Below are 19,822 nucleotides of genomic sequence, written 5' to 3'. Positions count from 1 at the left end.
TGAGTGATGTCAGCTGAGTAGTTCGGTGCCCAGGCTGATGACCACGGGGGCCAGGCCGAGCACGAGGAAGGCGGGCAGGAAACAGGCCGTCAGCGGCAGGGCAATGAGCACCCCTGCGCGTTCGGCGCGGGCGGTGGCCCGGTCGGCGGCGGCGGCCCGCAGGCCGGCGCTGATGCGTCCGCAGGCCTCCGACATGGCGGAGCCGGAGCGCCCGGACATCCGGGCCAGTCCGGCGAGGTCGCCCAGGCCTGGTAGGTCAGCGACCTCCGCCCAGGCACGTTCGGCGGGCACCCCGATCGCCAGGAGCGCAGACACGGCACGCCAGGCCTCCCCGGTGACGGGGTCGCTGCCGGCCTCGGCCAGGGCCACGGCGGCCGCGGCCGGGGTCAACCCGGCGCGCAGGCACGCGGCGTAGAGGTCGATGTCGGCGGCGAGCGCCAGGCGGTCAGGATCGGCGCCGGCGCGCGGCCCGTCGCGCGGGGTCTTCGGACCGCGCACCCGCAGGCGGTCGGCGGCGCGGGGTTCGGGCAGGAGCAGCACGAGTGCGAGGAGGACGAGTGTCACGGGGCCGCCCTCCCGATGATGTGGCGGGACCACACGAATCCGGCCGCTGCCAGGGCTGTGCCGGCGACCAGCAGGATGCCGCCCAGTCCCCCGCCGAGGAGGAAGCCGACAGGGTCGGCCCCCATCGCGGTGCCCATCGCGATTCCGGCGAAAGGCAGCAGGGTGAGGATCACCGCGGTCGCCTGCGGCCCCTGGAGCGTGGCGGACGTGGCGGTGCGGTGGCGCAGGCGGGTGTCGATGCGCGTCTGCGCCTGCCCCACCAGCGGGGCCAGCGGCAGCCCGTGGCGGTCGGCGAGCGACCAGAGCGTCCCCAGTCCCGCCAGTTCGGGTACCTCGCCCGAGCTTTCCGTCAGGATGCGCGCCCCCGACGCCCCGCGCCGGAGGTGACCGCAGACCCGGCGCAGGGTGCGGGCGAGCTCGGGCGGGGTGTCCTCGGGCAGGTTGGCGGCGGCGTGCTCCACCGCGTCGGGCATGGCGCTGCCGGCCTGCAGTTCACCGCAGAGGTGGCCGAGGAAGGATGCGGCGACGGTTTCACGCCGGAGGGTGCGGCGGCGTGTGCGCATGCCGCGGACCGCCCACCCCGCGGTGCCGGCGATGAGCAGCGCGGCGACCGCGACGCTGAGCCGGCCGAGCACCAGGAAGGCCGCTAGACCCGCGCCCGCGGCCAGGGGAAGCAGCGCGCGGAGCTTCGTCGGCGGGCCGGGACGCAGCCGGCCGGCCGGTGCGGGGGCGGTCAACGCCAGATGGGCGGCCGTCAACAGGAGGACAGTCATGGGAGGGCCTGCCTGAGAGCCTCGAAGCCCGGGAGCGCGCCGTGGTCGCTGTCCCACACGGGGTGCGCCGCCACGGGTACGCCGCTGAGCAGGCCGAGCTGGTGGACGATGCGGCGGCCGTCGTCGAGCCGGCGCATCACGACGACCACGTCGACAGCCGCCGCCAACTGGGAGTGCAGTGCCGCCCGGTCGAGTCCGCCGAGCGCCGCGAGGGCCTCCATACGGGCGGGGACCTCCGCCAGCGAGTTGGCGTGGATGGTGCCGGCTCCTCCCCGGTGCCCCGTGTTGAGCGCCGCGAGCAGGTCGACGACCTCCGCCCCGCGGATCTCGCCGACGACGATGCGGTCGGGCCGCATACGCAGCGCCTGTTTGAGCAGGTCGGACATGGTGATCTCGCCGCTGCCCTCAATGTTGCGGGACCGGGCCACCAGGTTGAGCACGTGCGGGTGCGGGGGCTGTAACTCTGCGGTGTCCTCGATGCACAGGATCCTCTCTCTGTGGCTGACCTCTGCCAGCAGCGCCGCCAGCAGAGTGGTCTTCCCGGTGCCGGTGCCGCCGACGACGAGGAAGGCGCGGTGGTGCTTGACGACGCCGCGCAGCACCTGCGCGATCTCCTCGCCCACCGTCCCGCGGGCGACGAGCTGGCTGAGCGTGGTCGTCGCCTGGCGCAGCACCCGCAGGCTCAGGCACGTGTGGTGGGCCGAGGGCGGGGCGAGCAGCGCGTGGATGCGGATGATGGAGCCGTCGTCGCGGGTGAGCCGACCGTCGGCGAAGGGTTGGGCGTCGTCGAGCCGGCGGCCGCAGGCGGTGGCCAGGCGGGTGGCCAGCTGGCGCACCTCGGCGTCGTCGGCGAAGGCGACCTCAGCGCGTTCCAGCCCGGCGCCGCGGTCGAACCACACCTGGTCCGGCCCGTTGACCACGATGTCGGTGATGCCGTCGAGGGACAGTACTGCCTCGAGCAGCCCGACTCCGGTGGAGTCGTGGCGCAGGCGCCGGAGCAGGTCGAGGACGTCGACGTCGGAGATGACGCCCGCCTCCTCCCGGATGAGGCGGGCGAGTTCGGCGGCGTCGGTGGCAGCGGCGGGAGAGTCCACGAGCCTGCGCTGCACTTTCTCCATGAGTGAGGTGCCGGCGGGGATGCTCACAGCGGCACCCCCGCGTCGGCCAGCACCAGGCGGGCGGTGGCCGTGAGCGCGCCGGGGAGGCGTTCCGGCAGCCCGCCGAGTTCCGCGACCCGGGCCAGGCGGGGGATGTGTCCGAGTTCGCCGAGGATCTGGCACCGGGTGATCTTGGACAGGTCTTCGGCGCTCAACCCGGACCAGCCGCGGTGGCGGGCGACGCCGACGGTGGCCGTCCGGGTGCGCGTGAGGTCGGCGGCCAGGCGGGCGGCGGCCGCCGCGGCGCGCACCTCGGCGGGGATGAGCAGGACGACCCTGTCGCAGGCATCGGTGATTGCCCCCGTGGCAGGGCCGTGGGCCGGCAGGTCGACGACGGTGACCCCGGGCGAGTCCGCCAGCGACTCGAGCACGGGTCGCACGTTGTCCCCGGTGAGCCGGAAAGGGTCGGCGAGAGTGCTGCGGGCGGTGGACAGGACGGCGATTCCGTCGGGTGTGGCGGGCAGCGCCGCCCGCAGGTCCGCGCCTGCGACGGTTCCTTCGCCGAGCCGCAGGTCCGGCCAGCGGGCACCGGCGGCGTCCTCCAGGCCGAGGAGGAGGTCCAGTCCGCCGGAGCGGTCATCGGCGTCGATGAGCGTGACCGGGTGGTGGCGGACGGCGGTGCGGGCGAGGGCGGCCGCCAGGGTCGAGACGCCTGCCCCGCCGGCGGATCCGCACACGCCGATGAGGGTGCCCTGCGTGGGTGCGGGTGCCGGGTCCTGCGCGGCACGGTCGGCCGCCCGCCCTGACGCGCGGCCGGAGGCGTGGCCGGACCCGGTGCCCGGCGCTCGGGCGTGACCCAGTGCGGAGAGCAGGTCGGCGGCCTGGGCGGGGAGAACGTAGGCGTTCTCCGCGTGGCAGTGCAGGGCCGCGCGCCAGTCGACGGGGCCGGGGTCAGCCGAGAGGAAGTGGATGCCGGGCCGCCGGTCGAGTGTGGCGACGTGGCCGGCGGTGTCTGCGTCCACGAGCACGGCGTGGGCGCGGGACATCAGGCGGGTGATCTCGCGGGGGTCGACGGTGTCGACGACCCCGTGGCCGGTCGCGGCCGCGACGTGTGTGGCTTCGGGGTGGATGACGGGATCGCCGACTGCCACGAGGATGTAGGTGCTGCTCATGGCCCCACCATCGCCGGAGAAGACGGGGCGGGACAAGAGTCGCGTTCCTCTTCTGTGGACAACCGGTGATGTGGTTGACATATCACCGCGGAACTGTGGACAACTCTCCGGCGGCGCTGGCGGCGCGGGCCCGGGCGGGAGACGCTGTCATTGGCCGGAGCGTTCAGCCGGTGCCGTCACAATGGACTGCCGTCGAAGCGGAGGGAAATTAAGGGACGGCCCGCGCCTCGGGGGGGGTGTGCGCGGGCCGTCAGTAACCCGGCATCGGGGGGGATAGCCGGGGCAGGCCACACGGTATATCGGGGCCTTGCAAGTGGAATTATGGCACACCTTTCAGCCCAAGACAATACCGCCCCGCCGACTTTCTCGAATAACTTTTCGAGGGAGTTTTCCATGTCCAGACTTACCTACACTGTCACCCCTTCCGCAACATCGGCCACTCCAGAAACACTCTCCCCTTACGCTTCACAGGGCAGAGGTCTAGACTATGTCCACATGACGACCGGGTCCCCTGCGAACCAGCAGGCCACCACGCAACATGCACCCCGCGTGGCGGCCTTCTTCGACCTGGACAAGACCATCATCGCCACGTCCTCCGCCTTCGCCTTCGGCCGGGAGTTCATGCACAACGGCCTCATCACCACCTCCGAGGCGCTGCACATGTCACTGGCGAAGGCCACGTACATGATCGCGGGGCAGTCCAGCGAGCAGATGGACACCACCCGCGACCAGCTCGCCGCGCTGGTCGCCGGCTGGTCGGTGGAGCAGGTGCGCGAGATCGCCTCGGAAACCATGCACAACGTGGTCACCCCCGCCATCTATGAGGAGGCCCGCGAGCTCATCGCCTTCCACCGCAACGCCGGCCACGACGTGATCATCATCTCCGCCTCGGCCTCCCACCTGGTGGACCTCATCGCCGAGGAACTGGGCATCCACCAGGTTGTGGCCACCGAACTCGAGGTCGCCGACGGCCACTTCACGGGCGAGATCCTCTTCTACTGCAAGGGGGCGGCGAAGGCGGAGGCCATTGACGCCCTGGCCGCGGAGAAGCACTACGACCTCTCACTCAGCTACGCCTACTCGGATTCCGCGACGGACATCCCGATGCTGGAGGCCGTGGGCAACCCGGTGGCCGTGAACCCCGACCGGGCCATGAAGAAGGCCGCGCTGGAGAACGGCTGGGAGATCCGCAGCTTCCGCCACCCGGTGCCACTGTTCCAGTTGCCCTCCCCGCGCGAGGTGAGCATCGGCGCGAGCGTGGTCGCCGTCGTCACCGCGGCCGCCGCCGGCGGGATCTGGTGGGCCCAGCGCGGCCGCCGCGGCTCCGCCTGAGGCATCCACCGGAGCATCTGGATGAGCCCGGCCGAAAAGGCCGTGCGCGCCCCCGCGGCGTCGGCGCGCCCACGGCCCACGGTGCACCGCCGCGACGGCGGACCCCGCCTCGGCGGCCAGCGCCGACACGTCACCGAGCCAGAGGCGGGGTTGCAGGGGGTCAACCGCAGACATATCCACTACGATAGCGCTGCAAGAGACGCGCATTCACAGAGAATCCGTGGCACCATGGACGAAAATGCATGACACCGCATCAGGAAGGCACATCGTGAGCAACAACGGACTTTTCACCGACGGACCTAAGGACTTTACTCCGCGGGTCAGCTCGATCCCGCTCAGCGACGTCGACAGCACCCGCCCGGGTGAGGGATCCGTCGGCGATCTTGTCTCCAACGCCACGGCCCAGATGTCCAGCCTCTTCCGCGCGGAGATCGAGCTGGCCAAGACCGAAATCGCCGGTGAGGCGAAGAAGGGCGCGATCGGCGGCGGCCTGTTCGGAGTGGCCGGCGTCATCGCTCTCTACTCCTCTTTCTTCTTCTTCTTTTTCGTCGCGGCGCTGCTGATGATCTGGCTGGAGCCCTGGGCCGCGTTCCTCATCGTCTTCCTCGTGATGATCCTGCTCGCCGCCGTGCTCGCCCTCGTCGGATGGCGGAAGGTGAAGAAGATCGGTGCCCCGAAGCACACCATAAAGTCGGTCAACGAACTGAAGAACCTGGTCCCGGGCCAGGCCACGAAGCGCATCGAGGGCCGCGACCGCGGCATGTACAGCTGACCTTTCCCGCTTTCTCCGCCCGACCGCTCCCCCACCCGGCAGCGGCCGGGCGGTTTCTGTTCCGTCCCCGGCTCGACGGCCCGCCGAAAGGAAACCCCCACCGTGTTCAAGCTCCACCGTCCCGCGCTCTCCCCCTCCGTGGTGGAGCTGGACGGCCCTTTCACCCATGAGCTGGTCCATACGCGCGGGGTGCGGCTGCACGCGGCGGTGGCGGGCAACCCGGGAGATCCGCTGGTGGTGCTCCTGCACGGCGCGTTCTCCGGCTGGTTCGATTTCCGGGAGGTCATCGCCCCGCTGGCCGCCCGGGGGTTCCACGTCGCAGCTGTCGACGCCCGCGGGTACGGCATGAGCGACAAGCCGCCGGCCACCGCCGGCGGCGATCTGCGCACCGCCGCGGGCGACATCGCCGGACTCATCCGGTCGCTGGGCCACGACTCCGCGGTGGTCGTCGGCTCCGACACGGGCGGAACGGTCGCCTGGGCGCTGGCCACGAAGTATCCGGACCTGGTCGCGGCGCTGGTGTCCGTGAGCGCCGCCCATCCGGTGGACCTGCGCCGGGCGATCGCGGCGCGCCCCTGGAACTTCCCCTGGCTGTGCGCCCGTTCAGTGGTCTCGCACCTGCCGTTGTCCGTCCTCCGGCTGTTCCCCGGTCTCGCCGCGGCCGCCTACCGGCGCCACCTCAGGCTCAACACCACGGGTGACTTCGCCCGCGGCCCCGCCTTCGAGGAAGCGCTCCTGCTGCGCCTGACGTCCGCGCAGATCAGCAATGCCCAGCAGGCCATCGTGCGCACGAACCGGCTGCTCACCGCCGCAGTCTCGGAGCGGTGGCTGAGCATGCGGGTCACCGTCCCCACGCTGCTCGTCCAGCCGCCGCAGCGGGCCTGGCACCATCTGGCCCGCCGGTCGCGAGAGCGGGTCGCCGGCCCGGTGGAGGTCGCCCACGTGCCCGGGACGAGGAATCTGCCGCAGCTGGAGAACCCGGCCGGTTTCGTCGACGCCGTCGCCGACTTCGCCGGGAAGTACATCTAGCCGGCCACGCACCCCTGCGTGTCCACCGGCGAGACCAGTGAGGTGACGTCGCCGATCTGGCGTTGGACCTCTGCGGCGGTGACGGCGTAGCCGGTGTCGGTCTGATCGACGCTGGCACCGAAGACCACGCCCAGCACCCGGCCCTCGGTGTCCAGCAGCGGGCCACCGGAATTGCCCTGGCGGATGGTGCCGCGGACGGTGTACGCCTCGCGCTCCACCCGGCCGGCGGCGTAGATGTCCGGCCCGGCGATGAGCAGCTTGTCGCGGATGCGGGCCGGGGCAGCCTCGAACGGGCCGGATTCGGGGAAGCCCATGACGACGGCGTCGTCACCCGAGACCGCCGGAACCTCCGCCCAGGGCACGGCCGGCAGCCCAAGCCCGGGCGAATGGAGGACCGCGACGTCCACGGCGGGGTTGTAGTAGACCACCTCTGCGTCCCGGACCCCCAGGACGGTGTCCAGACGGACCGTCTCCGTCCCGGCGACCACGTGCGCGTTGGTCACCACGTAGTCGGGGGCGGTGACGAAGCCGGAACCCATGAGACGGCGCAGGCACTCGCTGGAGTCGCCCTGGATGTGGATGACGGACGGCCGAACCTCCTCGACGAGGGCGTAATCGTCGATCTGGATGTTCGGCGCCGCGACCTCCCGGGCCGGAGGTTCGTCGAAGGGGGAGAACAACGGCGGGAGGCCCGAATCGTTGAGGAGCACCGTGACGCGGGCGGGCAGCTGCTCCAACCCCGGCGGGGTGTTCCGGTCGACGAAACCCAGGATCTCCGAGTTGCGGATGCCCTGGCTGACCGGACCGCTCAGCCCGGTGGCCAGGGGAATCGAGATCAACCACACCACGATGAGGGTGGCGGCCGCGGTGAAGACCGACCCGATCGCGGAGTCGACGGTCTGGGAGGCGCGCATGCGCATCCGATCCCGGACGGAGGAGCCGAGGACGCCGCCGACCAGATTGCCCAGTCCGACGAGCATGATGATCGTGCCCAGGCCGAGCAGGAAACGCAGGGCCACGGAATCGGTCAATTGCATGACCGGCGGGGCGAGGGCGGCGCCGATGATCAGGCCCGCGACCACGCCGACGGTGGAGAGCACGGAGGCGAACGCGCCCTGGCGCCAACCGGTGGCGATCGCCAGCAATACGGCCAGCAGAATGAGGCCGTCGACGAGGAGCGCGTTGGTCACGAGTGTTCGGTGTTCCTGTCCAGTGTGCGTGCCGGAAGCGGCGTCCGGTGATTACCGGAGAAATCTTACCCGGTTGCCCGGGTCCGAATAGCGAGGTTCGTTGTTGCGGGACTTCGCCAGCGTGTCCTGGAGATCGAGGGTGGTGCCCCGGTCCCAGGGTCGTTCCCACCCGGCCTGGTGCAGCATCGCGGACAAGAGGCCCGCGGTGAACCCCCACACCAGGTAGTCGTTGATGGTGAAGGCCGGCCCCTTCCACCCGGCCCAGCCGACCATGAGCCGGTTACGGGGGTCGAGGAGATCGGAGACGTAGGCGGGGAAGACGTCGTCGGCTTCGGCGGGGCTGGCCACCCCCACGTCGCCGGGCGTGTGCCAGTGCCCGAGCACCGGGTGGACCGGGTAACCGGAGGCGCGGATGTGGACGGGCTCCATCTCTGCGACGGGGGTGACGGTGGAGCGGTCCAGGCCGGTCTCCTCCCATGCCTCCCGCAGCGCGGCGTCGACGGGGTTGAGGTCGGTGGAGTCGACGCGCCCCCCGGGGAAGGCGATCTGTCCGGAATGGGAGCGCATCGACGGTGATCTGTGGGTCAGTAGCACGGCGGCGTTGCCGGGCGGGTTTGCCGCGAAGTGGTCGGCGCCGGAGAAGAGGATGAGGACGGCGGCGGAGCGGTCCGGCCCTTCCCGGTTGGTCATGCAGGCGTCCACGCCCCGGACGTCGGGGTGCGAGTGGGCGGCGGAGACCTCCGACACCAGGCGCCGCATCCAGCGCGGCGCCTGCCCGGGATTCAGCTTCGTGTTGGCCCCGGGCTGATCCGGCCCGAAATCTGTCCTCATGTACCCTCCACGGCTTCTGCGACGGCGTCATCCAGTTCCTGCGCCGACCCGAAAGTCTTCGGGAACATCGCCACCTGCTCGGCGCCGTCGAACACCACCGTAATGGGGATGACACCGGGCAGGCCCAGGGTGCCGGCGAAAGTGTTGTCCAGGTCCTGGTAGCTGGCCAGGCGGATGCCCAGCTCATCCAGCATGTCCGCGCCGTTACCCGGGTTCGCGTCGGCGTGCACTCCGACGACGGTGTATTCGGGGTTCGCGTCGGCGAACTCGTCGAAGTAGGGCAACTCGTCCCGGCAGGGTCCGCACCACCAGGCCCACACGTTGACCACGGTGATGCCCTCCGCCGGTGCCGCCGAGTTGGCGCCGCCCAGGCAGTCCAGGGCGACGCCGCCCGCCCCGGTGGAGGGGCAGTCCGGCCGGTCGGCCACTTCGCTTTGCGACGCCCCTGTGGTCGACGCCGTGGGGTCCGCCGCCTGCGGCGCCCCGGCGGGTTCGTTGACGGTGCTCAGCATAACGAACGCCGCCGCGAAGACCGCGAGGGTGAGGATGGCGCCGATGACGATTGTCCAGACGTTCTGTCGGTTCATGACCAGGCTCCGGGGGTCGGGTTGTATGAGGGGCAGTCCTTCGCGATGGCGCATGCGCCGCACTCCGGGCGACGGGCGTGGCAGACCCGGCGCCCGTGGAAGATGAGGCGGTGGGAGAACATCGTCCACTCCTTCTTCTCGATCTGCGCGCACAGCGCCTGCTCGACCTTCAGCGGATCCCGGCCCTCGGCGAGCTTGAGCCGGTTCGCCAGCCGGGCGACGTGGGTGTCCACCGCCAGGCCCGGCAGCCCGAAGGCGTTGCCGCGCACCACGAGGGCCGTCTTGCGGCCCACCCCGGGAAGGGACACCAGGTCCTCCATGTCCCGGGGCACCTGGCCGTCGAAACGCGCGGACAGGGCCTCCCCCAGCCCGATGAGGTGGCGGGTCTTGGCGCGGAAGAAGCCGGTCGGGCGGATGATCTCCTCGATCTCCGCAGGATCGGCGGCGGCGTAGGCGGCGGCCGTGGGGAAACGGCGGAACAATTCCGGGGTGACCTGGTTGACGCGGACGTCGGTCGTCTGCGCGGACAGGACCGTCGCGACCGTCAGCTCCAGCGGGTTCCGGTGGTCCAGCTCGCAACAGGCATCCGGGTGGACCTGGGCCAGGGCCCGGTTGATGCGGCGGGCCCGCCGGGTGCGTCCCAGGTCAGTCTCCGTGCCGCGGGCGGGAGGGCGGGGATGATCAGACGTGACCGGCATAGTGGACAGCTTAGCCATTACGATGGGCAGACATGATTGTCGTTCTCGTGGTGGCCGCCCCGTTGTTACTGGCCCTGTTCGCGCTGCAGATGGAGAAGCTCGAGTCCGTGATCCTGCGCACGGGCGACGAGTCTGCCCTCGAGTGACCGGGGGGCCGACGAGCTGGTAATGTGACAAATTTCCCTCCCCCCGCCTACTAGTGACCAGTTCCACGGTAGGGTGGTGGGGAACACATTGCGCCGGAAGTCACAGCTGCACCCCGCAGGGGGACCTCGTGTGACATCGAGAACGGTCCCGGCGCGCTGTCTACGCATACCGAAACATGACAGAGGAGCACAAGTGGAAGGTGTACAGGAGATCCTGTCCCGCGCCGGAATCTTCCAGGGGGTGGATCCGGTGGCTGTGGCCAACCTGATCCAGGACATGGAGACGGTCCGCTACCCCCGGGGAACGACCATCTTCGATGAGGGCGAGCCGGGCGACCGTCTCTACATCATCACCGCCGGCAAGGTGAAGCTGGCGCGCCACGCCTCCGACGGCCGGGAGAACCTGCTCACAGTCATGGGCCCCTCCGACATGTTCGGCGAGCTGTCCATCTTCGACCCGGGCCCGCGCACCTCCTCCGCCGTGTGCGTCACCGAGGTCCAGGCCGCGATGATGGACTCGGAGATGCTCAAGCAGTGGGTCTCCGACCACCCGGAGATCGCCCAGCAGTTGCTGCGCGTTCTGGCCCGCCGCCTGCGCCGCACCAACGCCTCCCTGGCGGACCTCATCTTCACTGACGTCCCCGGCCGCGTGGCCAAGACTCTCCTGCAGCTGGCGAACCGGTTCGGCTCCCAGGAGGGCGGCGCGCTGCGCGTCCACCATGACCTCACCCAGGAGGAGATCGCCCAGCTCGTGGGCGCCTCCCGCGAAACCGTGAACAAGGCTCTGGCCACTTTCGCCCACCGCGGCTGGATCCGCCTCGAGGGCAAGTCCGTCCTCATCGTGGACACCGAGTCCCTGGCCAAGCGCGCCCGCTAGGTCCCCGGATGGCAGAGAACCCGCCGGCCCACCTGATGGTGACCGGCGGGTTCTTCCGTCCCCGAGGTGCTAGGCGGGCGTTTCCGCGTCGAGGTAGCGCAGCGCGACGCGCGTGGACTGCTCCGCAGCGTGCCGCAGCACCGGATCGACGTCGTCGTACATCTCATCGATGAGGGTCTTCAGATCGACGTCCCCGCCCAGGCGTCCGCGGATCTCCCGGATCTGGTTGAGGCGGTGATCACGACGGTCGATGTACTTGCGGGCGTAGGCCGACAGGTCCGCGCCTTCCGGGCCGTGGCCCGGAAGCAGGGTGACGTCCTTGCCCCGCGTCTCCAGCAGGTGCAGGGTCTTCAGGTACTGGCCCAGGTCGCCGTCTGTCTCGGAGATCATGGTGGTGTGCCGGCCGGCGATGGTGTCGCCCGTGACGATGCCCTCCAGCGTCGACTCGCCCGGGACACCCGACCAGATGAAGAAGCACACCGAGTCGGCGGTGTGGCCCGGGGTGTGGACGACCTCGATCTGGGGGGTGACCCCCTCGACGGCGATCACCTCGGCAGCAGCCAGCGGCAGGACCTCGCCGGCGCAGGCCGTCGGGTCGAAGGCCCGGACCGGCGAGCCGGTCAGCTGCCGGAAACGGTGCGCCCCGTCAGCGTGGTCGGGATGGTGGTGGGTGAGCAGAACGAGCGCCACCTCCTCGGCCTTGGCGCCGAGTACGTTGAGGTGGCCCTCGTCCTCCGGGCCCGGGTCGATCACGATGCTGCGGGGGTCCCCTTCCGCACGGATGACCCAGGAGTTCGTCCCCTCCAGGGCCGCGTAGCCCGGATTCGGGCAGAGAACCACAGAGACGGAAGGTGTGACCGGTCGAAGCTGGCTGTAGGCAGGATGCTCCATGCGCACCAGCTTAGCCCGGTTTACGTGACCTGCCGAACCGGGGAGCAGCTTAATCCGCGATCTCCACGACGAGCTCAATCTCCACCGGCGCACCGAGGGGGAGCTCGGCGACGCCCACCGCGGAACGGGCGTGCTCCCCGGCCTCCCCGAAGATCTCGCCGATCTGGTTGGATGCGCCGTTGACCACTGCGGGCTGGCCGGTGAAACCCTCGGCTGAGGCCACGAAGCCCACGATCTTGAGCACGCGGGCGACCTTGTCGATGCCCACGAGAGCGTCGACAGCGGCCAAAGCATTGAGGACCGCGGTGCGGGCGAGATCCTCGGCCTGCTCGGCGGTCACTTCCGCACCGACCTTGCCGATGGCCGGCAGCTGACCGTCGACGAAGGGCAGCTGACCGGAGGTCCAGACCTGGTTGCCGGTCCGGATCGCGGGCACGTAGGCCGCGACGGGGGCAGCGACGGCGGGGAGGGTGATCTGCAGCTCGGCGAGCCGCTCGGACACGGTAGTCATCTAGTTCTTCTCCCGCTTCATGTACGCCACCACGTTCTCCGGGTTCGGCCCGGGCACGACGGTGACGAGCTCCCAACCATCCTCGCCCCAGGTGTCGAGGATCTGTTTGGTGGCGTGCGTGAGCAACGGAACGGTGGCGTATTCCCAAGTAGTCATACGCACCAGCGTACCGGGATCAGATGCCGGTGAGCTCCCCGCCGGACGCGAGGTACTCCGCCCAGTTGGTGATGTGCGGATTGTTGCGCAGCAGTGCGCGGCGCTGACGCTCGGTCAGACCTCCCCACACCCCGAACTCCACCTTGTTGTCCAGCGCATCGGCGCGGCATTCAGTGAGAACCGGGCAGTGGCGGCAGACGACAGCCGCCTTCCGCTGTTCCGCACCACGCACGAAGAGGGCATCCGGATCACCGGTGCGGCACTTTGCCTGCGTAATCCACTCACCCCGTTCATAGCAGACAGGCTGCTGGTCAAACGGAGAACGGAGGGTGTCTCCGACGAGAGGGGTAGCCATCATTCGTTCCTTTCAAACAGTCCTTGCGATCAGACTCTGCATCCGGCCGCCCGGCCATATGCATGTAAGTCTATTCACAGTCTTAACACGAAGTCGAGTACGTCACACTTCCGGGGGGCAATCATTAGTTTCCCGCTACCCCATATCTGCGTAGGGTAAAGGGCGTGTCTGTTTGGAAATCCCTGGCCAATCTGGTTGCCGCCACCACCGTCGCCGGTGTCGCGGGTGCCCTCGCCCTCGCCCCCGTGGCGGGTATCTCCGGGGTCGGCATCACCCGGACGAACGAGACGATGCAATCCAGCCTCTCCGACCTCAGCTACGGTGACACGCCGGGGGTGACCACCATCACCGACGCCACGGGCCAGCCCATGGCGTGGCTTTACGACCAGCGCCGTTACGAGGTGCCAGGCGATCAGATCGCGCAACCCATGAAGGACGCGATCGTCGCCATCGAAGACCACCGGTTCTACGAGCACGACGGCGTGGACATGCAGGGAACCATCCGCGCCATGGCGACCAACCTGCTGGCCGGCGGCGTCGAACAGGGCGCTTCGACGCTGAACCAGCAATACGTCAAGAACTACCTCCTCCACATCGAGGCGAAAACGGAAGCGGAGCAGGCCGCCGCAGTCGAACAGTCCATCCCCCGCAAGCTGCGGGAGATGCGCCTGGCCGCGGATCTGGACCGCGACCTGAGCAAGGACGAGATCCTCACCGGCTATCTCAACCTCGTGCCCTTCGGCAACCGTTCCTACGGCATCGAAGCAGCCGCCCGGACCTACTTCGGCGTCAGCGCCGCCGAGCTCTCTGTGCCGCAGTCGGCACTGCTCGCGGGCATGGTGCAGTCCTCCGAGGGGCTCAACCCCTACACCAACCCCGAGGGTGCGACCCTCCGCCGGGACTCCGTACTGCGGGCGATGGCCGCCCACGGCTACATCTCCGCAGAGGAGGCCGACGCTTATATCGTAGAACCGCTGGGAGTCCTCGACTCCCCCGCCACCCTGCCGAACGGCTGCATCGCCGCCGGCGACCGCGGCTTCTTCTGCGACTACGCCCTCACCTACCTCGACTCGAAGGGCCTGAGCCGCGAGCAGCTGCAGGAGGGCGGCTACACCATCACCACCACCCTGGACCCGCAGACCCAGGACGCGGCCCGCGCCGCCGTCGCCGGGAACGTCGACCCCATGGCCGCCGGAGTGGCCGAGGTGCTCAACGTCGTCGAACCCGGCTCCGATTCCCGCGATATCCTCGCCATGGCCTCCTCCCGGAACTACGGCCTCAACCTGGACAACGGCGAGACCCTCCTGCCGCAGCCCAGCTCGCTGGTGGGTAACGGCGCCGGTTCGGTGTTCAAGATCTTCACCGCCGCCGCGGCCATCGAACAGGGCATGGGCCTGGACACCGAACTCGACGTCCCCGCCCGTTACGAGGCCAGCGGCCTGGGCACCGGCGGCGCGGAGAACTGCCCGCCCAACATCTACTGCGTGGAGAACGCCGGCACCTACCAGCCGCGGATGACGCTGCGCGAGACGTTGGCCTTCTCCCCCAACACCACCTTCATCCAGCTCATCGAGCAGGTCGGGGTGCCGGCGGTGGTGGACATGTCCGTGAAGCTGGGCCTGCGCAGCTACGCGCAGCCCGGCACCCACGACGGGGAACGCTCCATCGCGGAATACATGAAGGCGGCCAACCTGGGCTCCTACACCCTGGGCCCCACGCCCGTGAACCCGCTGGAACTGTCGAACGTCGGCGCCACCGTCGCCTCCGGCGGCCGGTGGTGCGAACCCGACCCCATCGCCTCGGTCACCGACCGGAACGGCCAGGAGGTCTACCTGGAGCGCCCCGACTGCGAGAACGTGGTGGACAAGGGAGTGGCTGACGCGCTGGCCGTCGGCATGGCCGACGACCTGACCATCGGCACCGGAGCGCAGGCCGCGAGCACCAGCGGCTGGTCCGGCCAGGCCGCCGCCAAGACGGGCACCACCGAGTCCCACCAGTCCTCGGCATTCCTGGGCTTCAACAGCGGTTTCGCCGCCGCGCCGTACATTTACAACGACGGCACGACCACCTCCCCGCTGTGCACGTCGCCGGTGCGCCAGTGCGCCGACGGCAACCTCTTCGGCGGCCAGGAGGCGGCCCGGTCCTGGTTCCAGACCGCGAACCTGTCGCCCGCCGCACTCAACGGCACTCTCCCCGCCCTCGACGGGCGCTACGAGCTGGGAACCACCCACGCGGTGCTGGACGAGGTCGTCGGCCTCAGCGAGGCGGACGCACGCCACGTCCTCGAGTCCGACGGATACCGGGTCGAGGTGCGCACCGTCGAAGGAACGCAGCCGCGGGGACGCGTCGAACGCGCCGTCCCCGATGGTCTGCTGCGGCCGGGCGGGACCGTCACCCTGGAGATTTCCGCCGGTCCACCCGCACGTCAGGCGCCCGCCCCCTCAGCTCCGGCCCCAACCGGCCGCGCCACCCGTCCCGCCCCGGCCCTGCCGGAGGTCACCCAGGAGGACATCGACGAGGTCGCCTCCCAGATCCGCGAGGCCCTGGGAATCTAGCTAGGCCAGCTTCGCCCGCACCGCGGCCGACAGACGCTTGCCGTCCACCTGGCCGGCGGCCGCGGCGGTGGCCACCTTCATGACCTGGCCCATCTGCTTCATGGAGACCTCATTCGGCGCCACGGCGAGCTCAATGGCGACGGACTCGACGGCATCGTCGACGAGGGCGGCCACGGCGGCGTCATCCAGCTGAGTGGGCTGGTACTCCTCCAGCACGGCCACCTCGGCCAGCTCCGTCTCCGCCAGCTCGGGACGGTCGTTCGCGGCGTAGATCTCCGCGGACTCCCGGCGCTTCTTGATCTCCCGGGCGATCACCCGGAGGATCTCCTCATCCGTGACCTCGTGCTTCGCTCCGGTCGTCTCCTCCGCCTGAATCGCGGCGAGCAGCATACGGATCGTGCCCGTCCGCCCCTTCTCCCGCGCCTTCATGGCCGTCTTCAGGTCGTCCCGGATCCTGCTCTTGAGTTCGCTCATGGGCCCCACGGTACCCGCCGGGTAGGGTGGGCCGGGTGAACGAGACAGCCAAGGTGACCAAGCGTATCCTCCCCCTCGCAGGCCTGGCCGGCGTCAGCGCCCTGGCCGCCGCGGGAATCGCCGCCTGGGGACACTCCGAGCTGGACAAGTTCGAGCTCAAGGACGTCACCGTGCCGCTGCTTCCCCCGGGAACGCTGCGCGGCAAGGCCGAGTTCCGCCTGCTGCACGTCTCGGACCTGCACATGATCTCCGGCCAGGACACCAAGATCGCGTGGGTGAGCGCGCTGGACTCCCTCAACCCCGACCTGGTGGTCAACACCGGCGACAACCTCTCCGACGAGCGCGCCGTCCCCGACGTCCTCCGCGCCCTCGGGCCGCTGCTGGCCCGCCCCGGCATGTTCGTCTTCGGCACCAACGACTACTGGGCCCCGCGGCTGCCCAACCCCTTCTCCTACCTGCTCGGCCGCAAGCACGCGCCCTCCTACGTCGATCTCCCCTGGCGCGACATGCGCGCGGCGTTCCTCGAGCGCGGCTGGCACGACGCCACCCACAAGCGCGTCGAGTTCCAGGTGGGCACCGTGCGCATCGCCGCCGCCGGCGTCGATGATCCGCACCATGCCCTCGACGACTACCCGCTTATCGACGGCCCGCCCAACCCCGACGCCGACCTCTCCCTCGCCCTCCTCCACTCCCCCGAACCGCGGGTCCTGTCCCGCTTCGCGGAGGACGGCTACCAGCTCTCCCTCTCCGGCCACACCCACGGCGGCCAGCTGTGCCTGCCGGGTTCGAGGGCCATCGTGACCAATTGCGGTATTGACCGCGCCCGCGTCCAGGGACTCCATGACTTCGGCCCCATGAAGATGCACGTCTCCAACGGCCTCGGCACCTCCAGGTTCGTCCCGTTCCGCCTGTTCTGCCGCCCCTCCGCGACCCTGCTGCGGATCACGGAAACCTCCGACTGAACTGGCGTTTTGTCCCCCACCGAGAATGTGGGCTATGGTATTCCAGGTACCCACGCGGTACGCCGGGATATGGCGCAGCTTGGTAGCGCGCCTCGTTCGGGACGAGGAGGTCGCAGGTTCAAATCCTGTTATCCCGACCACAGAGACACCCCCTGACTGTTTTCAGTCAGGGGGTGTCTCCGTCTGCCATCCCCTCCGTCCCTTCCGCCCGGTCGAGTTCAGGGAGAGGAGAGGACTGCCCACGCGGTCGAAAGCAGGGGTGATCTCCTCCCCCTGAACTCGACGCGGGCACACGGGCCTCATGCAAGACCTGCAGCCGGGCGGCCCGCATACAGGTCGAGGTAAAGATGAAAGAGCTCCTCCCGATGCTCCGCCACCCCGGGAACGGAGGTGTTCACGACCTCATGGCCCACCCCCCATTCCCCCGGGATGACAGCTTCCAGCAGCTCGAGCCCATTCGCTTCGGCGAGTGTCCCGGGAATGGACACCGCCAACTCGTGGTCGATACGGGCGTCGTCTTCTGCGGTCACCGTCGCCACGCTCCTCAGCGCCGGGGACTCCGGATCGGTCCGGAGGTTGTCGCCGATGATGAGGTACTGCGCCAGGGCCCGATAGGAGAAACCCGGGTCCGCGCTGTCGGCGCCGTTGCTGAAGGAGTCCGCGACCAGATGTTTCCCATACAGGGTCTTCAGCAGAGGCAGCTGCCATTTCGGGGCCTCCGAGGCCGCTGGTTCATAGAACCCGGAGAGAACGAGCAGCCGTTCCACCTCGGGGCGCTGATGCGCCGCCCACGTCCCGAGCAGTCCCCCTCCGGAGAGCCCGACCACGCCGACATCCTCGCCCAGCCCCGTGGCGGTCGTGATCGATTCATCGACGTAATCGACGAGTTCCCCGGCCTCCACCTCGGCATGCGCTTTGGGGTCCGCTGTTCCGTGCGCCGGGGCGACCGGGAGATACACGTTGTAACCGGCCTCGAAGAAGTGCCGGGCCAGCCCATCGAATTGACTCGGGCAGACGCGGATCCCGTGGAGGAAGACGTCGGCGCCTTCCGTCTTGCCATCGTGGGTGAGCGCCCGGCTGCGGCATTCTACGGTTACTCCGCGGGCGGCGTCGGATACCCGCTGTTCCTGGACCGCCTCCATGGCCTGACCGTAGGACATGGATGCGGAATCGGCGTTCTGCAGCTCCCGGGACCGGTGAGGCCAGAGGTATATGGCGGCGGCCGCAACGATCACGACGATGACGAGTGCGGCGACGATTGACAGTCCGGTCGTCCACAGCGCACGCATGTGAGGCTCCCATCCCGACGAAGATCAGCCCCCAGCCTAAACAACTCCGGCGGTACTTACGCCGTGGCGGCGGCCGCCCGGCGCCCGCCCAGCGCCACACCAGACACCCCGGCCACCGCCATGGCGCCCAGCACGGCGAGGGCGAGCCAGAGGATCTGGGGCGAGCCTTCGTTGCCCAGGGTGGTCAGGCCGGCGGTGGCCCAGCTCAGTGGGGAGAGGTTGGCCAGGATCTGCCACCCTCCGGCGACGTCGGTGGCCGACAGGGACTTCCACACCCAGCCGACCAGGCCGATCTGGGCCAGGCCGAGCACGCCCGCGGCGATCCAGCCGGCGGCGGGGCCGGCCAGGCTGAGCAGGACGCGGGTAGCCACGGCGGCGGCCACCGTTGCCAACACCAGGACCAGGGCGGACCAGGCCGCGACGGTGGCGGTCAGACCGGTGGCGGTCAACCACAGCAGCATCACGCCCAGGCCGGTGAGGCCTAGCACGGCGCCCAGCAGGATCCACCAGTTGCGGGTAGCTCCGGCGAAGGCTCCGCCGAGCATCACCAGGGCGGCGATGAGCAGGGCGTACATCGGGGTGAGCGCGGCGACGGGTCCGGCCGTCGATTCCGTGACGGCGGTCTGGGTGACGGGGAGTGCACGCTGGACGGCACCGATGCGGTCCTGGGTGCGGGTGGCCATGTCGTCGATACGCTGGGCGCCTTCGTCGAGGGTGCCGACACCGGCGACTGCCTCACCGACGCCGCCCTGCGCCTGGGAGAGGCCGTAGGAGAGGTCCTGGGCGCCCTTGGTGGCGGAGTAGACGCCGTCGTGGAAGGCGTATCCGGGGACGCTGAGCTGGTTGGCGATCTCCCGGGAGCCGTCCTTGAGTGCGCGGAGCTGGTCGGCGACGGCTCCGTTGAGCTGCAGGTTCTCCACCTGCCCCCGGAGGTCGAGGAGCTGAGTCCGGGCCTCGATGAGCCGGGGATCCTCAGCTCCGTCGAGTTCGCGGGTCGTACGGTCGATGGCTTCGATGAGCTGGCCCTGGATGGCGCCGAGGCCGACGACCTGGTCGACTGCCCCGCCCACGCCGTCGGCGACCTCGGTGGCCCCGCCGCCGAGCTGCCCCACTCCGGCCTGGAGCTCCACGAGCCCCTGATGGAGCTGCTGGGCACCGACGACCGCCTCGTCGAACTGTTCCGGCAGAACCGTGGCCTGCTCCCGCATCTCCGCGACACCGTCCACGAGTTCCCCGGTCCCGGTGGCCAGGAAACCAGCCTGGGCACCGGCCTCGCCGGCGGCCCGGCGGGCGTCGACAAGCTCGGTTCCGTGGGCCGCGACGGGGGCGGCGGCGGGCTCCTCTGCGCTGCTCCAGCTGCGGGCGGCGTCGAGGTGGGTGGCCGCGGCGACGATGGTGCCGACGATCAGCGGCACGAGGAGGAGTATCGCCGTGACCCAGTGGCGGGTGCGGGTGGTGGGCAGGCTCATGCCTTAAGAAAGTACTGCTCCGGCCGGGTGGAGATGTGGTAGGCGCACCGTAATGTGTGACTGGTAACGTCATTCGGGATTCTATGTGATTC

21 protein-coding genes and 1 tRNA gene are annotated in these 19,822 nt (G+C 69.8%); 7 read left to right on the top strand and 15 right to left on the bottom strand.

Annotation, left to right across the window (positions count from 1 at the left end; all coding sequences use genetic code 11):
* Nucleotides 1-9: 9 nt before the first annotated feature.
* The 4 genes from B840_RS01190 to ssd are packed head-to-tail and all read right to left on the bottom strand — an operon-like array spanning nt 10 to nt 3,606.
* Nucleotides 10-564 (bottom strand): type II secretion system F family protein, encoded by a 555-nt coding sequence (locus B840_RS01190; RefSeq protein ID WP_052491035.1) that lies wholly within the window; start codon nt 562-564, stop codon nt 10-12.
* A complete protein-coding gene (locus tag B840_RS01185; protein WP_042620607.1) occupies nt 561-1,337 on the bottom strand; it encodes a type II secretion system F family protein in 777 nt (258 codons plus the stop codon). The genes B840_RS01190 and B840_RS01185 overlap by 4 nt, the downstream gene beginning before the upstream one ends.
* Nucleotides 1,334-2,455: a TadA family conjugal transfer-associated ATPase gene (locus B840_RS01180; RefSeq protein WP_042622416.1), complete on the bottom strand. Its 1,122-nt coding sequence runs from the start codon at nt 2,453-2,455 to the stop codon at nt 1,334-1,336. Before B840_RS01180 ends, B840_RS01185 begins: the two co-directional genes overlap by 4 nt.
* A 23-nt stretch (nt 2,456-2,478) precedes the next feature.
* The gene (gene ssd / locus B840_RS01175; protein WP_042620606.1) at nt 2,479-3,606 is read right to left on the bottom strand and encodes a septum site-determining protein Ssd; all 1,128 of its coding nucleotides are present in this window, start codon (nt 3,604-3,606) and stop codon (nt 2,479-2,481) included.
* Nucleotides 3,607-4,101: 495 nt separating this feature from the next.
* On the opposite strand from ssd, the gene B840_RS01170 reads away from it, so the two are divergent.
* The 3 genes from B840_RS01170 (at nt 4,102) to B840_RS01160 (ending at nt 6,739) form a co-directional block, all read left to right on the top strand.
* On the top strand, nt 4,102-4,938 hold the full coding sequence (locus B840_RS01170; RefSeq protein WP_042620605.1) for an HAD family hydrolase: 837 nt from the start codon (nt 4,102-4,104) through the stop codon (nt 4,936-4,938).
* A gap of 265 nt (nt 4,939-5,203) precedes the next feature.
* Nucleotides 5,204-5,710: a phage holin family protein gene (locus B840_RS01165; RefSeq protein WP_156971929.1), complete on the top strand. Its 507-nt coding sequence runs from the start codon at nt 5,204-5,206 to the stop codon at nt 5,708-5,710.
* A 102-nt stretch (nt 5,711-5,812) separates the two neighbouring features.
* Complete coding sequence (locus B840_RS01160; protein WP_042620603.1) at nt 5,813-6,739, top strand: alpha/beta fold hydrolase; 927 nt, start codon at nt 5,813-5,815, stop codon at nt 6,737-6,739.
* Here the strand turns inward: B840_RS01160 and B840_RS01155 are convergent.
* The 4 genes from B840_RS01155 to nth are packed head-to-tail and all read right to left on the bottom strand — an operon-like array spanning nt 6,736 to nt 10,045.
* Nucleotides 6,736-7,929 (bottom strand): MarP family serine protease, encoded by a 1,194-nt coding sequence (locus tag B840_RS01155; RefSeq protein ID WP_042620602.1) that lies wholly within the window; start codon nt 7,927-7,929, stop codon nt 6,736-6,738. The genes B840_RS01160 and B840_RS01155 overlap by 4 nt on opposite strands.
* Before the next feature lie 51 nt (nt 7,930-7,980).
* Nucleotides 7,981-8,760 carry an NUDIX hydrolase gene (locus tag B840_RS01150; RefSeq protein ID WP_042620601.1) on the bottom strand — a complete coding sequence of 260 codons (780 nt, stop codon included), beginning with the start codon at nt 8,758-8,760 and terminating at the stop codon, nt 7,981-7,983.
* Nucleotides 8,757-9,347 carry a TlpA family protein disulfide reductase gene (locus B840_RS01145; protein WP_042620600.1) on the bottom strand — a complete coding sequence of 197 codons (591 nt, stop codon included), beginning with the start codon at nt 9,345-9,347 and terminating at the stop codon, nt 8,757-8,759. Before B840_RS01145 ends, B840_RS01150 begins: the two co-directional genes overlap by 4 nt.
* Nucleotides 9,344-10,045, bottom strand: a complete 702-nt coding sequence (gene nth / locus B840_RS01140) for an endonuclease III (RefSeq protein ID WP_229676551.1) — start codon at nt 10,043-10,045, stop codon at nt 9,344-9,346. Before nth ends, B840_RS01145 begins: the two co-directional genes overlap by 4 nt.
* A 339-nt stretch (nt 10,046-10,384) precedes the next feature.
* Between nth and glxR the strand changes: the two genes are divergently transcribed.
* Nucleotides 10,385-11,068, top strand: a complete 684-nt coding sequence (gene glxR / locus B840_RS01135) for a CRP-like cAMP-activated global transcriptional regulator GlxR (protein WP_042620599.1) — start codon at nt 10,385-10,387, stop codon at nt 11,066-11,068.
* Nucleotides 11,069-11,137: 69 nt separating this feature from the next.
* On the opposite strand, the gene B840_RS01130 is transcribed toward glxR, so the two are convergent.
* Genes B840_RS01130 through B840_RS01120 form a run of 4 tightly spaced genes read right to left on the bottom strand, consistent with a single transcriptional unit; the run spans nt 11,138 to nt 12,981 of the window.
* The gene (locus tag B840_RS01130; protein ID WP_042620598.1) at nt 11,138-11,959 is read right to left on the bottom strand and encodes an MBL fold metallo-hydrolase; all 822 of its coding nucleotides are present in this window, start codon (nt 11,957-11,959) and stop codon (nt 11,138-11,140) included.
* A gap of 49 nt (nt 11,960-12,008) precedes the next feature.
* Entirely contained in the window at nt 12,009-12,470 is a 462-nt protein-coding gene (locus B840_RS01125) for a RidA family protein (protein ID WP_042620597.1), read from the bottom strand.
* Complete coding sequence (sp36, locus tag B840_RS13405) at nt 12,471-12,626, bottom strand: Sp36 family protein (RefSeq protein WP_156971808.1); 156 nt, start codon at nt 12,624-12,626, stop codon at nt 12,471-12,473. It lies immediately after the preceding gene.
* A 19-nt stretch (nt 12,627-12,645) separates the two neighbouring features.
* The gene (locus B840_RS01120) at nt 12,646-12,981 is read right to left on the bottom strand and encodes a WhiB family transcriptional regulator (protein WP_084603056.1); all 336 of its coding nucleotides are present in this window, start codon (nt 12,979-12,981) and stop codon (nt 12,646-12,648) included.
* 164 nt (nt 12,982-13,145) lie between these two features.
* On the opposite strand from B840_RS01120, the gene B840_RS01115 reads away from it, so the two are divergent.
* A complete protein-coding gene (locus B840_RS01115) occupies nt 13,146-15,536 on the top strand; it encodes a penicillin-binding protein (protein ID WP_042620596.1) in 2,391 nt (796 codons plus the stop codon).
* Here the strand turns inward: B840_RS01115 and B840_RS01110 are convergent, their stop codons facing one another.
* Nucleotides 15,537-16,010 carry a GatB/YqeY domain-containing protein gene (locus tag B840_RS01110; RefSeq protein WP_042620595.1) on the bottom strand — a complete coding sequence of 158 codons (474 nt, stop codon included), beginning with the start codon at nt 16,008-16,010 and terminating at the stop codon, nt 15,537-15,539.
* Between the two features lie 83 nt (nt 16,011-16,093).
* Here B840_RS01110 and B840_RS01105 point away from each other — a divergent pair, with 83 nt between their 5' ends.
* A complete protein-coding gene (locus B840_RS01105) occupies nt 16,094-16,972 on the top strand; it encodes a metallophosphoesterase (RefSeq protein WP_042622413.1) in 879 nt (292 codons plus the stop codon).
* Between the two features lie 63 nt (nt 16,973-17,035).
* Nucleotides 17,036-17,112 (top strand) — tRNA-Pro (locus B840_RS01100).
* Between the two features lie 159 nt (nt 17,113-17,271).
* On the opposite strand, the gene B840_RS01095 is transcribed toward B840_RS01100, so the two are convergent.
* A complete protein-coding gene (locus B840_RS01095) occupies nt 17,272-18,261 on the bottom strand; it encodes an alpha/beta fold hydrolase (protein WP_042620594.1) in 990 nt (329 codons plus the stop codon).
* A 56-nt stretch (nt 18,262-18,317) separates the two neighbouring features.
* Nucleotides 18,318-19,730 carry a hypothetical protein gene (locus B840_RS01090; protein WP_042620593.1) on the bottom strand — a complete coding sequence of 471 codons (1,413 nt, stop codon included), beginning with the start codon at nt 19,728-19,730 and terminating at the stop codon, nt 18,318-18,320.
* Nucleotides 19,731-19,822: the final 92 nt, after the last annotated feature.

Source organism: Corynebacterium marinum DSM 44953 (genome assembly GCF_000835165.1).
In the GTDB taxonomy this organism is placed as follows: domain Bacteria; phylum Actinomycetota; class Actinomycetes; order Mycobacteriales; family Mycobacteriaceae; genus Corynebacterium; species Corynebacterium marinum.
This window is presented reverse-complemented; position numbering and strand designations above follow the sequence as displayed.

What these genes read in the sequence shown, in the direction of transcription:
- B840_RS01185 (WP_042620607.1), bottom strand. Translation starts at nt 1,337, where the DNA reads ATGACTGTCCTCCTGTTGACGGCCGCCCATCTGGCGTTGACCGCCCCC.
- B840_RS01180 (WP_042622416.1), bottom strand. Translation starts at nt 2,455, where the DNA reads ATGGAGAAAGTGCAGCGCAGGCTCGTGGACTCTCCCGCCGCTGCCACC.
- ssd (WP_042620606.1), bottom strand. Translation starts at nt 3,606, where the DNA reads ATGAGCAGCACCTACATCCTCGTGGCAGTCGGCGATCCCGTCATCCAC.
- B840_RS01170 (WP_042620605.1), top strand. Translation starts at nt 4,102, where the DNA reads ATGACGACCGGGTCCCCTGCGAACCAGCAGGCCACCACGCAACATGCA.
- B840_RS01150 (WP_042620601.1), bottom strand. Translation starts at nt 8,760, where the DNA reads ATGAGGACAGATTTCGGGCCGGATCAGCCCGGGGCCAACACGAAGCTG.
- B840_RS01145 (WP_042620600.1), bottom strand. Translation starts at nt 9,347, where the DNA reads ATGAACCGACAGAACGTCTGGACAATCGTCATCGGCGCCATCCTCACC.
- nth (WP_229676551.1), bottom strand. Translation starts at nt 10,045, where the DNA reads ATGCCGGTCACGTCTGATCATCCCCGCCCTCCCGCCCGCGGCACGGAG.
- B840_RS01130 (WP_042620598.1), bottom strand. Translation starts at nt 11,959, where the DNA reads ATGGAGCATCCTGCCTACAGCCAGCTTCGACCGGTCACACCTTCCGTC.
- B840_RS01125 (WP_042620597.1), bottom strand. Translation starts at nt 12,470, where the DNA reads ATGACTACCGTGTCCGAGCGGCTCGCCGAGCTGCAGATCACCCTCCCC.
- sp36 (WP_156971808.1), bottom strand. Translation starts at nt 12,626, where the DNA reads ATGACTACTTGGGAATACGCCACCGTTCCGTTGCTCACGCACGCCACC.
- B840_RS01120 (WP_084603056.1), bottom strand. Translation starts at nt 12,981, where the DNA reads ATGGCTACCCCTCTCGTCGGAGACACCCTCCGTTCTCCGTTTGACCAG.
- B840_RS01110 (WP_042620595.1), bottom strand. Translation starts at nt 16,010, where the DNA reads ATGAGCGAACTCAAGAGCAGGATCCGGGACGACCTGAAGACGGCCATG.
- B840_RS01095 (WP_042620594.1), bottom strand. Translation starts at nt 18,261, where the DNA reads ATGCGTGCGCTGTGGACGACCGGACTGTCAATCGTCGCCGCACTCGTC.
- B840_RS01090 (WP_042620593.1), bottom strand. Translation starts at nt 19,730, where the DNA reads ATGAGCCTGCCCACCACCCGCACCCGCCACTGGGTCACGGCGATACTC.